Consider the following 14,572-nt stretch of genomic DNA (forward strand, 5'->3'; position numbering starts at 1 on the left):
TCCTTATCATAACGGGAAGGGAATAGAACAGATGGGATTGAATAGAACAGATGTGAGGGTCAACGATTTATCATGGGGGAAAGGGGGGAGCTTGCATGAAAAGAGAGGCTCTTTCAAACAGCCATTCTGATAAGCTGTTCGAGCAAGTGTATGAATACCTTCTGGACCGGATCAGACGTGAAGAGTGGAGGGCACATGAGAAGCTTCCTTCTGTTCGAACGTTGGCGTTGGAATTGAACGTGCATCGCCTGACTGTGTTTAAAGCATTTCAATTATTAAAACAAAATCGCCACGTGTACGTGAAGGATAAGTCGGGGTATTATGTTCAACCAAGCAGCCTGCTGCCAGTGGACTCGATTAATGATCCGATCGTTTCTGCCTACGTGCACAAGAGTCACCTTTCGGAAATTCATCAGGTGCAGGCGACTTATCAATTTTCCAAAGCATTGATCGAACCGAATTTATTGCCGAATCTTTATTTCTCGGAGTACGTGAAGAAAGTGTTTGATCTGTATCCAAAGGTGCTGGGTACCTACTCAACCACTCAGGGAGACCAGGAGCTGCGGGAAGCACTGTGCAATTATTATATTAGCCGTTATCATTTTCACCTGTCACCCGATGAGCTGTTGATCACATCAGGTTCGCAGGAAGCGATTGATTTGGTTGCCAGAGTTCTTGTAAAGCAGCGTGATGTCGTATTGCTGGAGAGACCCACATACAGTCCTGCGATCGATGTATTCAGGAGGCAGGGAGCCAAAATGATTCCCATTGAAATCAAGCCGCATGGGTATGATTTGGAGCAGGTCGAGCTGTTGATGCAAACAGAAAAGCCGCGCTTGTTTTATCTCAATCCGACCTTTCACAATCCAACCGGCTATACGGTTCCCGCTGAACAACGAAAGAGCCTGGTGGAGCTGGCTGCAAAGTATCAGTGTCTGATCGTAGAGGATGATCCGTGCCGCGATCTTTACTTTGACGAAGAACCTCCACTGCCGTTCTTTTCTTACGACACGGCGGGCTATGTCATCTATCTTCGCAGCTTTAGCAAGTACATCGCGCCGGGGCTTAGCATTGCGACTGTGGCATGCCGTCCATCTATGATGAACTATTTGATTCAAGCGAAATCCTTGTCCGACAGTGGAGCGCCCTTGTTGAATCAAAAGATTTTTTTGCATTATTTCTTTTCCGAGCGAATGCAGCAGCATTTGGCGAAGCTACGGATTGCGCTGGCCATTCGCCGGGACATCATGGAAGAAGAGCTGTCTGCCACCGACTGGGAGTGGTCCAGCCCTCCCGGAGGCTTTAATTTATGGGTGAAGCTGCCTGATTCCGTCCCGATGGAAAGCCTTCTGGGCAAGTGCATGGAGCAATCCATTACGTTTGTGCCCGGTGCAATCTGTGACCCGCTGAGGGAGCTAAGCTCTTGGATTCGCATCAGCTATTCGTACCTCAATGAGCAACAGCTGAGAGACGGTTTGCAAAGGCTCGTTCGTACGGTTCACCAGTTGAACAATGAGGAATAAGAAAGGCTGCTGACATGATGGTCGGCAGCCTTGTACTCTCCTCCTATGATTACTTGCTTACTTGATCGAGATGATTTACCAGCTCTTCTGGTTTCGACAAGAACGGCGCATGATCCGCTTCCATGGTAATGACTTTGCTGCAAGGTGTTTCTGTGTTCATTCTGCGTTGGAAATCGATTGGAATCGCGTTGTCCAGCTTTGTTTCAATATAGATGCGATCTATACTTCCGAATTTCTCGTCGGTAATTTGTACAGGCTGTGTGAACGGCGCCAGTGCTTGCGGGCGGCAGCGCTTCATCGAAGCCAGCTTCAGCGTCTCATCCTCGACTGCATTGAAAAAGGTTTCTTCCACAGTCTCAAGCTTGGGAGCCAGCGTCATGTCGGCTTCATTCAATTCGAATTCCGGCCCTTTTTCTCCTTCTGACTTGCTTACGAGACTTTCCCCGTTTTTCGGCAAGAATGCGCAAAGGTAGACGAGCTTATCAATTTTGTCATGTACTTTTTCAGCTGTTTGCGTAATCACGACGCCACCCATGCTGTGTCCGACAAGGATTACTTTTTCGTTTTGCTGCTTGATCAACTCAGATACTTTCTCTACGTAGAGATCCAGCGTTACCTGCTTAGGAGGTGTCATGTCTTGTCCACTTCCAGGCAAGTCCAATGTCGCGACCTTATGTCCCAATGCTTCCAGCTCAGGCTTTACTTTTTCCCATACCCATTCACCTTGGCAAGCTCCATGAACCAATACAAAAGTACTCATTTACACACATCTCCTTCGTTTCATGATGATCGTTCGTTAGTGTTAACGAAGCGATTTCCGATTAAACAAGGTGTTCTTGTGTTCGTTCTTCTTGAGTGCAATAATAATAAAAATCTGTTTCGTAAATCTGTGACTTTGTCACCAAGTTATTTTTTTCATAAGGAGGTTCTTCGTCCATATGCAAAAGGATCAGATTGCGGAAGTCCTTGCACGTTTTCCAAGTCTGGCTGCACTTACTCCAGAAGAGTGGCAAGAGGAGGGAATCTCCATTACTATGGTTCCAGCCAACTTTACTATTGATGAAGGCGAGTTTTTGGAGAATGCGCCATTAATCTTGGATGGGCTGGTTCGCATTTTTAAGTTGAGCAGTGATGGCAGGGAAGTTACGTTGTACAGGCTCACGGCTGGAGAGTGCTGCCCACTGATCGCGTCTAGTATATTGGGAGAAACGGTGTATGAAGCCTCGGCTTGTGTGGAGAAGCCTAGTATGGTCTTGAACGTCCCGACGAAGGTTTATAAGAAATGGATTGAGAAGCATCAAGATTTTCGCCAGTATATTTTTAAATCGTTCGCCCGGCGTCTGATTATCATGTCGAACTTAATTGACGACATTAACTTCAAATCCATTCGTGTACGAATTTCCGAATATTTGATCGAGCATACACGTGCGGAGAATGATACGCTTGCGATTACGCATGATCTATTGGCGATTGAGCTGGGGACTGCTCGTGAAGTGATTAGTCGGACACTGAAAAAGATGGAAAAGGACGGGCTATTACGTGTAGCACGGGGGCAAATTACGCATATTCAACGTTCCAGATTGCCCACGGCCGAATAATCCGTTTTTGAAAATTTGAACGATCCCACCACTTAGGCTAGCGCCTTGAAGTGGGGGATTCTTGGGTAATCTCTCGCAACCGAGAGATTACCCAAGAATCCCCGTAATTCCTCGGTTATGACAAAACGTGTACGTGGACTCTGCTCTCTGACCTACCTGCTTGGTTTTCGCTTTTCGGTCAGAGAGGGCGAATGTTCCCTTGTCCGAAGCCGATTCACCCCCCACTTTCGTCAAGCTATGCATGACTTGGAAGTGGGAGTCTTCTCGGCTAAATACGATAAAAATTTTAGGAAGCGATGTGGACTGTGCTATACTGAGTCTACCATTTACTGTTCTTGTAGCATTCCCTGCTCATTTTACGTGAGTAGGGTTTTTCGTTTGTGTTTCATCCAACAAAAAAACAGACCCCGTTACAGGAGTCTGTTTTTTTGTATGGCTATATTAAACTTTTTGAACGTTAGTAGCTTGTGGTCCGCGTTGGCCTTGTTCTACGTCAAAAGTAACCTTTTGACCTTCGTCAAGGGATTTGAAACCTTCGCCTTGGATAGCAGAGAAGTGAACAAATACGTCTTCTTTACCTTCGCGCTCAATAAAACCAAAACCTTTTTCTGCGTTAAACCATTTTACTGTACCTTGTTCCATTGTTATTGCCTCCTAGTGTGATAACCACACATATAATACTATCCTTGCTCTCAGGTCATCAAGACGAAATTTGTTATCTACGCTATCCGTTGCTTCGAACAAAAATAATTCTATACTAGCATAACAGGATATTGAAAGGATAGCAAATCATTCGCGTATGTTGATCAAAGAAAATACAGTTGGAGTGTTACGAAAGCATGGCGCCAATCGCTTCTAACGTAAGCTGTGCAGAGACAATTTTATTCGGATAGCTCGCGGACGTTGATTCCCCCATATGATATTCATGCAATGCATCGGTGTCCTTCAGCATGTTACCCGTCAAAATGCACACGGCTGTTTCGTCCTTGTCGATCACCTGACCTGCGATGAGCTTGCGCAATCCAGCGACAGTAGCAGCAGAGGCAGGCTCGCAGCCAATCCCGCTCTTGTCTACCCATGCTTTGGCGTCGAGAATTTCTTGATCGGTCACGGAGCAGGTAATGCCATTCGTTTCTTCCAAAGTGCGTAGTGCTTTTTTCCAGCTGGGCGGATTGCCGATGTTTAGTGCAGAGGCGCGTGTATATGGGTTGGGTTCCGGTGTTAGCTCGGTATGGCCGCCTGCGACCATGCGATGGAACGGACTGGCGCCTTCAGCCTGTATGAGCGCCACCCGAGGTACCTTTTCAATGAAGCCAAGATTTTTCAAATCCTGCAAGCCCTTACCCAGAGCAGTCACATTGCTCAGCGCTCCGCCAGGGATGATGACCCAATCCGGCAGGCTCCAGTTAAGGTATTGAGCGATTTCGTACACGATGCTCTTCTGGCCTTCGATGCGGAATGGATTGATGGAATTGCAGATGTAGAGACCGAGTTCCTTGCTGTATTGCTCGTAAAAGTGGATGCCATCATCGTAGGTGCCATCAAAGCTGATGACCTTCGCTCCGTAGGCGAGCGTTTGCATGACTTTATTCAACGAAATGTTTTTGTTCGGGACAAACACGTACGATTCACCATGGGCAAGTGCAGCATACATGGCGAGAGAGGATGAGGTATTACCAGTCGATGTGCAGGTGAAGCGTTGATAGCCAAGGGAGCGACCATGTGAGACGGCGACGGTCATTCCGTTATCTTTAAACGAACCGCTTGGGTTCTCGCTCTGCGCCTTCAGCCATACCTTGCTGTTGCTTCCTACATACGATCGGATGTGTTCAGAAGCGTATAACCCTGTATTTCCTTCGTACTTGGTCGTTATGTATTCTTCAGGAAGCTCGGGAAAAATCAGCTCCTTGTAGCGCCATACTCCGCTCGCATAAGGGGTAATGCGCTCTGACAGCCGCTCATGAAAGACGCGCTTCAATCGATCGGCATCCAGATGAGCCGTATCGTGGATGATGTCAAACAAGCCGCCACAAGCGCATTGATAGTCAAACGAGTGTGCGGGCACTTCCTTGCTGCAATCGACACAAACCAGTTTCATCGTCCTATGATTCACCCGAAAAGTGAGCCGGGCGAATCTCTCCACCTCTTTTCTCTCGTATGGTTTCCTATATGGTAAACGCAGAAGAGGGACGTGTAAATGGAGTTTTCAGTAAAAACAAAAAATTCTCCCGCATAAAAAAAGACGGCAAGGAGCACACCTTCCATACTCCAAAACCGTCTCTATCTCACAAGCTTTTGTTCAGATCCGTCAATTCTTTGGCCGTTAGATTGCGCCATTGTCCCAGTTTTAAATGACCAAGTGAAATGTTCATGATGCGAATCCGCTCAAGCTTCCGCACCTGATAGCCGAATGCCTGGCACATCCGTCTGATTTGTCGATTCAGACCTTGCGTCAGCACGATATTGAAGACGCGATCACCGACTTTGGTTACTTTGCACGGTTTTGTGGTCGTTCCCAGAATGCGCACGCCATTTGCCATTCCGTGCAAGAAATTTGCCGTTATGGGCTTGTCTACCGTGACGATATATTCTTTTTCATGATTGTTCTCGGCACGCAAAATTTTGTTTACGATATCCCCGTCATTGGTCAACAGGATGAGGCCCTGCGAATCCTTGTCCAGACGCCCGATGGGAAAAATCCGCTCCGGGTGATCCACAAAGTCGATTATGTTTCCTTTGACATGCAGCTCAGTCGTGCACGTAATCCCGACGGGCTTGTTCAAGGCGATGTAGACGTCTTTCTTTTTGGTACCGAGTGGCTTGCCATCAATGCGCACGTCATCGCCAGGCTCAGCCGTACTTCCCAGTTCCGCGACCTGGCCGTTGATCGTCACGCGTTTGGCCTCGACTAATTTATCTGCTTCTCTTCGCGAGCAAATGCCGGTTTCACTGATGAACTTATTAATTCGCATGAGACGTTCCTTTCGTTATTGCTGCTGTTTTTCCAATAATTTATTACGCCAGGGCAGAGCCAATTCCTCTACCTCGAGCATACGCTGTATCGTCTCTTGGGACGGTGATTTGTCGTGGAAGTACAAGTGGTGGATCGATGCCACCGTTACTTGCTGCGGATGGGCAGTGATTTGGGTAATCTTCGCGTCCGGCTTGATCGTCCCTTCCTGCAAGACACGGAAGAAATAGCCTGTATAGCCCATTTCCACCACTGCTTTGAGCAGCTGATTATTGTTGTTTCGCTTGTTGATGGTCGCACACGGATATCTGCCTTGGGTAACCTGCAGAATGGTATCACCGAATTGATACACATCCCCGATGCAGACCTGTTCTTCGGTCATGCCTGCAAGGGTGAGATTTTCTCCGAATGCCGAATTGGTCAGAGGTTGGCCGAATTTCTTCTCCCAATGGGCATAATGTTCAAAAGGATACGCACAGACGACGCGGTCTGGACCACCATGGTATTGTGGATTCGCGATATCGTCGTCATCAATTTTCTCCGCACGAACGACGAGCTCGTCTGCTTCTTCCTTCCAAATGCCGGAGAGATACTCTTTCCCGTTGTACATATTACTTTTGGGCAATCCTTTACTAATCGTAACGATTTTTCTTTCCAACATAATCTCACTCCCAGCCTGTACGATTGCTTCTCTTTTTATCCACATACTATACCACATTCCCTCATATCCTCCACAGCGGATGGGCACCAGCGGACGCTTCTGGTATGATGATAGAAAGGAATACACAGGAGGCCTAAGTGACATGCAATCTTTTGGTGTGGCACTACACACAGATAAATATCAAATAAACATGATGTACGCCCATTGGGTGAACGGTACACACAATCAGAAGGTCGTATTCGAAGCGTTTTTCCGCAAGCTGCCTTTTGGCAATGGATATGCCGTATCTGCCGGATTGGAACGTATTGTTTCTTATATAAAAAATTTGCGCTTTGAAGAAAGCGATCTGAAGTATTTGAGTGAACAAGAGGAGAACTACGATCCGAAGTTCTTGGAGGAGCTGCGCCAGCTTCGTTTTAAGGGCTCGCTCTACTCCGTCAAGGAAGGAACCATGGTGTTCCCGAACGAGCCATTGATTCGTGTAGAGGGGCGTGTCATGGAAGCGCAGCTGGTTGAGACGGCCCTGTTGAACTACATGAATTACCAGACGCTGATTGCGACTAAAGCTTCGCGGATTAAAAACGTGGCAGGCAATGACGTTCTGATGGAGTTCGGAACAAGAAGGGCACAGGAGGCAGATGCAGCCCTGTGGGGGACGCGGGCAGCTTATTTGGCTGGCTTCGACGCAACCTCGAACATGCTGGCAGGGAAAATGTTTGGCATTCCGACAAAAGGGACGCACGCTCACTCATGGGTACAGAGCTTCGAGAGTGAGGAGGAAGCATTTGAGCGCTTCGCAGCAGCTCTACCAGGACAGGTAACCTTGCTGGTCGACACTTACGATACGCTCAAAAGCGGCGTGCCCAATGCAATCAAGGTCGGAAAACGCCTGGAGAAACAAGGTAAAAAGCTGACGGCGGTGCGCTTGGACAGTGGCGACTTGACGTATTTGTCCTGCAAGACTCGCGAAATGCTTGATAAGGCAGGCATGACCGATGTGCAAATTGTCGCTTCCAACGATCTCGATGAGCACACGATTATGAACCTGAAAGTACAGGGAGCACGCGTAAATAGCTGGGGAGTAGGAACACAGCTCATCACGGCAGCGGATCAGCCGACGCTCGGAGGCGTATACAAGCTGGTGGCGCGCGAAGGCGCGGACGGAGAATACCAGCCGACCATCAAAATCTCCGGGAATCCGGAAAAAGTCACAACGCCGGGCATCAAAGATATGTACCGATTGATCGATCCGGAAACAGGCAAAGCGATCGCTGACTACATGTGCTTCCCGCATGAAACAGCAGTTGAAGATGGAGCCCCTCTCCATTTGTTCCATCCGAGCCATACGTATTTGAGCAAGCATTTGGAGAACTACCAGGCAGAGTCCCTCTTGGTTCCAGTGTTTGTGGATGGCGAACTGGTATATGAGCTGCCGACTCTCCAGGAGATACGTGACTACCATCGTGAGCAGCTCAAGCTGTTCTGGCCAGAATACTTGCGTATGCTGAATCCGGAGCATTATCGTCTGCACATCAGTGAAGAGATGTGGGATACGAAAACAAAGCTGATGAAGGCTTATTTGAAAAAATAGGAGAAAAACGTCTGATGTGTCGAGAAGATGCATCGGGCGTTTTTTATTTGTTTGCCAAAAATAACACAATAATGTGAAAACAAAGAAAATAAATTGTCTGAATTTACATGCATCGTATATAATTACTCCATTCATCCTTTAGCTCTGCGCCAAGGTGATATAGAAAACGCATGTGAAAAGTATTGGGGAGGAAGAGAGATGCTAAAGACAGTAGAGAAAGAAAACCTGAATCCATACGAGATTGTGCAGAAACAAATTGATGCAGCAGCGGCATTGTTGGGCTTGCGAAGCGATGCTGTAGAAATTTTAAAGCGACCCAAACGGGTATTGGCCGTCAGCTTTCCTGTGAAGATGGATGATGGAAGTGTTCGAGTGTTCGAAGGATACCGATCTCAGCATAATGACGCGGTAGGACCGACCAAGGGAGGGATTCGCTTTCATCCGGATGTGACGATGGATGAAGTAAAGGCACTCTCTATGTGGATGTCATTCAAATGTGGCGTGGTTGGTCTTCCTTATGGCGGCGGAAAAGGCGGCGTCATATGTGATCCTCACGAATTCAGCAAGAACGAGCTGGAACGAGTCAGCCGCGGCTTCATGGAAGCCATCGCTGATATTGTCGGACCAGAGACAGACATACCCGCACCTGATGTTTATACGACCCCGCAGATTATGGGCTGGATGATGGATACTTACAGTAGATTAAAAGGAGCGTATTCTCCAGGAGTCATCACTGGCAAACCGCTCTCTGTCGGCGGCTCTAAAGGAAGAAACGAAGCGACTGCCCGTGGATGTGTCTTTACCATACTAGAGGCATTAAAAGATTCTTCCCGCAAGCCGGAACAAACAACTGTCGCGATTCAAGGCTTTGGCAATGCAGGAAGAATAGCAGCGAGGCTTTTGACGGAGCTGGGCTTCAAAATCGTGGCGGTGAGTGATTCACGTGGAGGTATTTATGATGCGGCAGGACTGGACATCGAAAAGGTAGGCCAGTTAAAAGATAACGCCACCATTCTGGAATATGTAGGTGGTACGGTCATATCCAATGAGCAGCTATTAGAGCTGGAAGTGGACATTTTGATCCCGGCCGCACTGGAAAATGTCATCACCGCAGCGAATGCTCACAGCATTCAGGCTAAGTGGATAGCAGAAGCGGCAAACGGACCAACTACACCGGATGCGGACGCCATTTTGAGGGAAAAAGGAGTGACCGTCATTCCTGATATTCTCGCCAACGCAGGTGGAGTAACCGTTTCTTATTTCGAGTGGGTGCAAAACCTGATGAATTACTATTGGTCCGAGCAGGAAGTAAACGAGAAGCTCCAAACGACAATGATTAACGCCTATCGAGCGGTAAAAGAACTCTCAGATAACTACAAGGTCGACTTGCGTACGGGAGCCTACATGATCTCGCTTTTGCGGATTACAGAGGCGATGGAGGCACGCGGGTGGATTTAAGGGAAGACCTCTTGCAACGAGTTTGCAAGGGGGTTTTTTCTACTATCGGACGCTTGGCGTAGCAAAGTTTTCTAAACTTTCCCCTATGTGATTAGCAGGAAGGCTAGTATTTTTGTCGAATTTGTCGGATTATTGTTTTTCTACCTGTGTTCAAAGGATGGAAAGGGGGATCTTTATGCCAATCAAATTGCCCGACGAATTGCCTGCAACGGAAATACTCGCCCAGGAAAATATTTTTGTGATGAAGGAGAGCCGTGCCTTCACACAGGACATACGACCGCTCAGGATCGTCATTCTTAACCTGATGCCAGTCAAGGAAACGACGGAAACACAGTTGCTCCGCCTCCTGGGGAATACACCGCTGCAGGTGGAAATCGTGCTTTTGCACATGTCCAGTCATACGTCCAAAAATACGTCGGAAGAACACTTATCGATGTTTTATAAAACGTTTGAGGAGATCCGTGACCAGCGATTTGATGGCATGATCATCACGGGAGCGCCTGTGGAGATGCTCGAGTTCACGGACGTCACGTATTGGCAGGAGCTGACAGAAATTCTCGATTGGAAAATGGAGAACGTCACTTCGACACTGCATATTTGTTGGGGAGCACAAGCGGGTCTTTACCACCACTTTGGCGTTCCGAAGCATCCTTTGCCAGATAAAATGTTCGGAATCTTCCCTCATACGCTGAATAAGCAAAATGTAAAGCTGTTCCGCGGATTTGATAACTACTTCCACATTCCGCATTCCAGGCATACGGAAAATCGCAGGGAAGACATCGAGAAGGTAGCTGAGCTGGAGATTTTGTCCGAGTCTGATGAAGCAGGAGTCTACATCGTAGCGACCAAGGATGGCAGACAAATCTTCGTGACGGGACATTCCGAGTATGATCCGACTACTCTTCAGGATGAGTACCAGCGGGATGTGAACAAAGGCTTGGATATTGCGGTACCGAGACATTACTATCCAAAGGACGATCCGAGCCGCGATCCAATCGTCACCTGGCGGGCGCATGCGAATCTGATGTTTTCCAACTGGCTAAACTATTACGTTTACCAAGAGACACCGTATGATTTGAACAACAACAAGTGAAAGCAACATAGAAACCATCCGAGGTGATCGGGTGGTTTTTGTTTGGTCATCAGACAAGTTTTCTGGCGCCAGTTGACGTAATAAATGGCGACAGGTAGTGTGAGAATAATCGCGCAGGAATGCTAACGGGAATTCAAGCAAGATAGGAGTTTTGTATGATGAAAAAAATCGTGAAACAAGATCAGGACGTCACCAAGCAGCATAACAAACAAATGATCCTCGATATTATCAAAAAGCAAAGGCCCATTTCACGAGCCGAAATCGCCAAAATTACGCGGATGAGTGCCACATCGATTGGCAGATTCGTTAGTGAGCTGTGCGAAGAGGGGCTTGTTCGGGAGACGGAGCTGACCTCATCTGGCGTGGGAAGAAAGGCCATCATGCTCGATATCGAGCCGGGGGCTATTTATACAATCGGCGTCGATATAGCGAAAAAGCGCATCAGCTTTGGAATTATGGACTTTAGCGAAGCGATCATCGCGCAGCATCGGGTGGATCACAAGACACAGGATTCAACACCAGACGAGACGGCTGAGCTGATTTGCGACGAGATCAAAGGAATGCTCAACCACACAGGTATTCCACTGGAAAAAGTGGTCGGGATAGGCATTGGGGTGCCGGGTGTGATCAATTATGAGCGAGGGATTGTTCAGCTCTCTACTACGCTGGACTGGAAGGACGTAGAGTTCGCCAGCCTCATCGAAAAAAAGCTGCAAATCAAAACCGTAATCGACAACGATTTGAAGGTAAAAATCCTCTCGGAGTACTTGTATGGCTCTGCCAAAGGCTCGAACAAGACAGCCTTGATCGGCATTGGCACGGGAATCGGTTCTGCTTTGATTATTAATGGCGAAGTGTTTCGCGGAGGGTCCAATAGCGCAGGAGAGCTGGGGCATACGACCCTCGATCCGAATGGGAATCTGTGCGAATGCGGTAAGCGCGGATGTCTGCAAACCTACATAGACGAAAATTCATTGATCATGGAAGCGCGTCGTGTGAAGGATGTCAGTGATGTCCGTCAAGTGTTTGCGGCAGCACGGAACGACGAACGCTGGGCGAAGGAAATTGTCTCCCGTACAGCGTTGTACATCGGAATCACGATCAATAATATTGTTTGCATGTACAATCCAGATACGGTGATCGTAAGCGGTGATTTGGTAGAGAATTATCGCGAAATCATCGATCTGGTCGAGGAGCATCGCGACCAGGTGATATGGGAGCCATTCAAGGGCAAATTTCGGGTGATTCCGTCCGAATTGCAAGGAGAAGCCATTGTCATGGGGGCCGGAGCCTTGGCTATGCAGCACTTTGCTCCCTTGGCGGGGACATGGGCAGAAGAGTAATGACTTTGTTTGCTATTTTGTATTCAACAAGTATGGCTGTTTTACCGATATAGAAAATGATGGAAAAGTAGAGGGGAAAAAAGGAGATGGAAGTGTGAGAAAGAGAAACTGGCCAAAAGGTCTGCTCGCTGCCGCTGTTACAGTTGGGCTCATCTTTTCTAGTGTCGGTCAAGTACCGGCATTGGCAAATTCCGAGACGACAGCCAGCACACAGAAGAAGATTTCCAAGCTCGTGGCTGATACAAAGTCAATAACATTGAAAAAAGCTGGGACCCAGCAGTTGACTGTTCGCGTGCAATACGCTGATCGAACGACAGAAGACGTCACACAGCAAGCAGAGTGGACTTCCTCTGACAGTGACATTGCAAGAGTTGAAAAAGGCTTGGTGACAGCCGTTGATTCTGGCAAAACAAGAGTAAAAGCAAGCTTCGGGGGCAAAAGCGTGAGCATCCCTGTTGAGATCGAAGTGATTTCCAAGCTCTCTGTTGACCAGAAGAAACTGGCTCTTAGCGTGGGAGGTACGAAACAGATTAACGCAACAGCAACCTTTTCGGACAAGACAACCGCTGATGTAACTACCAGTGCAGAGTGGGAAAGTGATGACACGGAAGTCGTGACCGTCACGAATGGTTTGGTGACGGCAGTAGGCTCGGGCAAGACCAAGCTCAAGGCGAAGTACGGAGGAAAAAACGTATCGATTTCGGTAGAGGTGGATGTTGTCTCCAAGCTGGAGAGTGACCAGAAAAAGCTGTACCTGCGTCCAGATACTACCCAGTCCATTAAGCTGTTGGCTACTCTGTCCAACAAAGAAAAAGTTGATGTGACAAGCAAAGCAAAGTGGACATCTGACAATGATAAAGTCGCCACAGTAGAAAATGGAGTCGTGACGACTGTAAGCTCTGGCAAAACGAAGATCAAAGCGACTTACGGAGGCAAAACGATCACGATTCCTGTAGAATCGGCTGTCATCTCCAAGCTGGAATATGACACGAAAAAGGTTACCCTCAAGGTCGGCGAATCAAAAGACGTGAAGGTATCTGCTGTTTATACCGACAAAACGAAAGTGGATATCACAACCGAAGCGGACTGGATTTCCACGAACAGTTCGATTGCGACTGTAGCAGATGGCAAGATCACGGCTCTCAAGGCAGGGCGTACAACGATCGCGGCTACGTACAATGGAAAAGTAGTGAAATTGCAGATAACCGTGAAGTAAATCACGATGGATGAACAGCCAGGGCGCGAATGCGTGCCTGGCTTTTTCGTGAGCTCACCGCTGTGGTAATCTGTAGCTAACGATTTGATTGGACGAAGACGGAGGACATCCATGGATATTCGACAGCTGCAATACTTTGTGGAAGTAGTTAAACGTAAAAACTTTACGAAGGCCGCGCAATCCCTCCACGTCTCGCAGCCTTCCATCAGCAAAATGATAAAAGCATTGGAAGAAGAGCTGGGGGTCGTTCTGCTGGATCGGACAGAGCGGAAGATGGATCTGACAGACGCAGGGGAAATGGTCTACAGCTATGCAACAAAAGTGCTGCAGCTCATGGAGGGGATGACATCGTCCATTGCAGAAATACGAAATGTCGAGCGTGGTCGGGTCAAACTGGGCATGATGCCGACCGTGGGTTCTTTTCTCCTGCCGAATGTGATTGCCTTGTTTAAAAAGCAGTATCCAGGCATCGATATCGAGATGAGGGAATACAGTGCCAAGCTGCTTGAAATCCAAATGGAGCAAGGAAGCATCGATGTGGCATTAACCGTGCTTCCAGCGGATCAGGAGAAATTCGTGGCTGTTCCCTTGCTCGCGGAGGACCTCGTCGCGATTGTTCATCGGGAGCATTGGCTCGCGGGAGTGGCTGAGGTGAGCCTGGAACAGCTCAAGGACGAGGCTTTCATCTTGTTTACCGAGGAGTACGCGATGCATGATGTGGTGCGCCATGCGTGCATGCTGTCCGGCTTCGAGCCGAAAGTCGCCTACATGAGCTCTTTATGGGATTTTGTCGGAGAGATGGTAGCTACGCAGCTGGGGATTTCACTCGTTCCCCGTTCCATCGTGAGACGCTTGAACAACGGACAATTGCACACCGTCAACATTTCCTACCCTGTCATTGACTGGCAGTACGCGTTGATCTATCGAAAAGAAGGGTATTTATCGCATGCGACAAAGGCCTTTATTTCGTTTGTAGAAAAAATGTATAGCCATAACCAAATGGAATAGAATTGATGATTTATATGTATTGTACGAATGGAATCGAGACGATTTAGAATGAAGGTACCTAGTTCAAAAGATGATTTTTGAACAACTTTTGTAGAGGAACCGGGGTGGTC

Annotated in this window: 13 protein-coding genes; 8 read left to right on the forward strand and 5 right to left on the reverse strand. The window is 47.9% G+C overall.

Features of this window, described 5'->3' with window-relative positions:
* Positions 1-95: 95 nt before the first annotated feature.
* Positions 96-1,523, forward strand: a complete 1,428-nt coding sequence (locus AB1L17_RS15530; RefSeq protein WP_412844329.1) for an aminotransferase-like domain-containing protein — start codon at positions 96-98, stop codon at positions 1,521-1,523.
* Between the two features lie 49 nt (positions 1,524-1,572).
* Here AB1L17_RS15530 and AB1L17_RS15535 read toward each other — a convergent pair whose 3' ends face one another.
* Positions 1,573-2,283, reverse strand: coding sequence for an alpha/beta fold hydrolase (locus AB1L17_RS15535; protein WP_412844330.1), 711 nt, complete (start codon positions 2,281-2,283; stop codon positions 1,573-1,575).
* A 178-nt stretch (positions 2,284-2,461) separates the two neighbouring features.
* Here AB1L17_RS15535 and AB1L17_RS15540 point away from each other — a divergent pair, with 178 nt between their 5' ends.
* Positions 2,462-3,121 carry a Crp/Fnr family transcriptional regulator gene (locus AB1L17_RS15540; RefSeq protein ID WP_412844331.1) on the forward strand — a complete coding sequence of 220 codons (660 nt, stop codon included), beginning with the start codon at positions 2,462-2,464 and terminating at the stop codon, positions 3,119-3,121.
* Between the two features lie 441 nt (positions 3,122-3,562).
* On the opposite strand, the gene AB1L17_RS15545 is transcribed toward AB1L17_RS15540, so the two are convergent.
* From AB1L17_RS15545 to AB1L17_RS15560, 4 genes are all read right to left on the reverse strand, one after another.
* On the reverse strand, positions 3,563-3,763 hold the full coding sequence (locus tag AB1L17_RS15545) for a cold-shock protein (RefSeq protein WP_048031267.1): 201 nt from the start codon (positions 3,761-3,763) through the stop codon (positions 3,563-3,565).
* A 187-nt stretch (positions 3,764-3,950) separates the two neighbouring features.
* Positions 3,951-5,219 (reverse strand): threonine synthase, encoded by a 1,269-nt coding sequence (gene thrC, locus AB1L17_RS15550; RefSeq protein ID WP_412844332.1) that lies wholly within the window; start codon positions 5,217-5,219, stop codon positions 3,951-3,953.
* 187 nt (positions 5,220-5,406) lie between these two features.
* A complete protein-coding gene (rluF, locus tag AB1L17_RS15555; protein WP_412844333.1) occupies positions 5,407-6,093 on the reverse strand; it encodes a 23S rRNA pseudouridine(2604) synthase RluF in 687 nt (228 codons plus the stop codon).
* Between the two features lie 15 nt (positions 6,094-6,108).
* Positions 6,109-6,810: an MOSC domain-containing protein gene (locus AB1L17_RS15560; RefSeq protein ID WP_412848875.1), complete on the reverse strand. Its 702-nt coding sequence runs from the start codon at positions 6,808-6,810 to the stop codon at positions 6,109-6,111.
* Positions 6,811-6,895: 85 nt separating this feature from the next.
* Between AB1L17_RS15560 and AB1L17_RS15565 the strand changes: the two genes are divergently transcribed.
* The 6 genes from AB1L17_RS15565 (at position 6,896) to AB1L17_RS15590 (ending at position 14,462) form a co-directional block, all read left to right on the forward strand.
* Positions 6,896-8,344: a nicotinate phosphoribosyltransferase gene (locus AB1L17_RS15565; protein WP_412844335.1), complete on the forward strand. Its 1,449-nt coding sequence runs from the start codon at positions 6,896-6,898 to the stop codon at positions 8,342-8,344.
* A 198-nt stretch (positions 8,345-8,542) separates the two neighbouring features.
* The gene (locus AB1L17_RS15570; RefSeq protein WP_412844336.1) at positions 8,543-9,802 is read left to right on the forward strand and encodes a Glu/Leu/Phe/Val family dehydrogenase; all 1,260 of its coding nucleotides are present in this window, start codon (positions 8,543-8,545) and stop codon (positions 9,800-9,802) included.
* A gap of 175 nt (positions 9,803-9,977) precedes the next feature.
* Positions 9,978-10,895, forward strand: coding sequence for a homoserine O-acetyltransferase MetA (gene metA / locus AB1L17_RS15575; protein ID WP_412844337.1), 918 nt, complete (start codon positions 9,978-9,980; stop codon positions 10,893-10,895).
* 155 nt (positions 10,896-11,050) lie between these two features.
* Positions 11,051-12,238 (forward strand): ROK family transcriptional regulator, encoded by a 1,188-nt coding sequence (locus AB1L17_RS15580; RefSeq protein WP_412844338.1) that lies wholly within the window; start codon positions 11,051-11,053, stop codon positions 12,236-12,238.
* 94 nt (positions 12,239-12,332) lie between these two features.
* Positions 12,333-13,454: an Ig-like domain-containing protein gene (locus tag AB1L17_RS15585; protein WP_412844339.1), complete on the forward strand. Its 1,122-nt coding sequence runs from the start codon at positions 12,333-12,335 to the stop codon at positions 13,452-13,454.
* A gap of 111 nt (positions 13,455-13,565) precedes the next feature.
* Positions 13,566-14,462 (forward strand): LysR family transcriptional regulator, encoded by an 897-nt coding sequence (locus AB1L17_RS15590; RefSeq protein WP_412844340.1) that lies wholly within the window; start codon positions 13,566-13,568, stop codon positions 14,460-14,462.
* The last annotated feature ends 110 nt before the right edge of the window (positions 14,463-14,572 follow it).

Source organism: Brevibacillus jepli (assembly GCF_047229145.1).
GTDB lineage: Bacteria > Bacillota > Bacilli > Brevibacillales > Brevibacillaceae > Brevibacillus.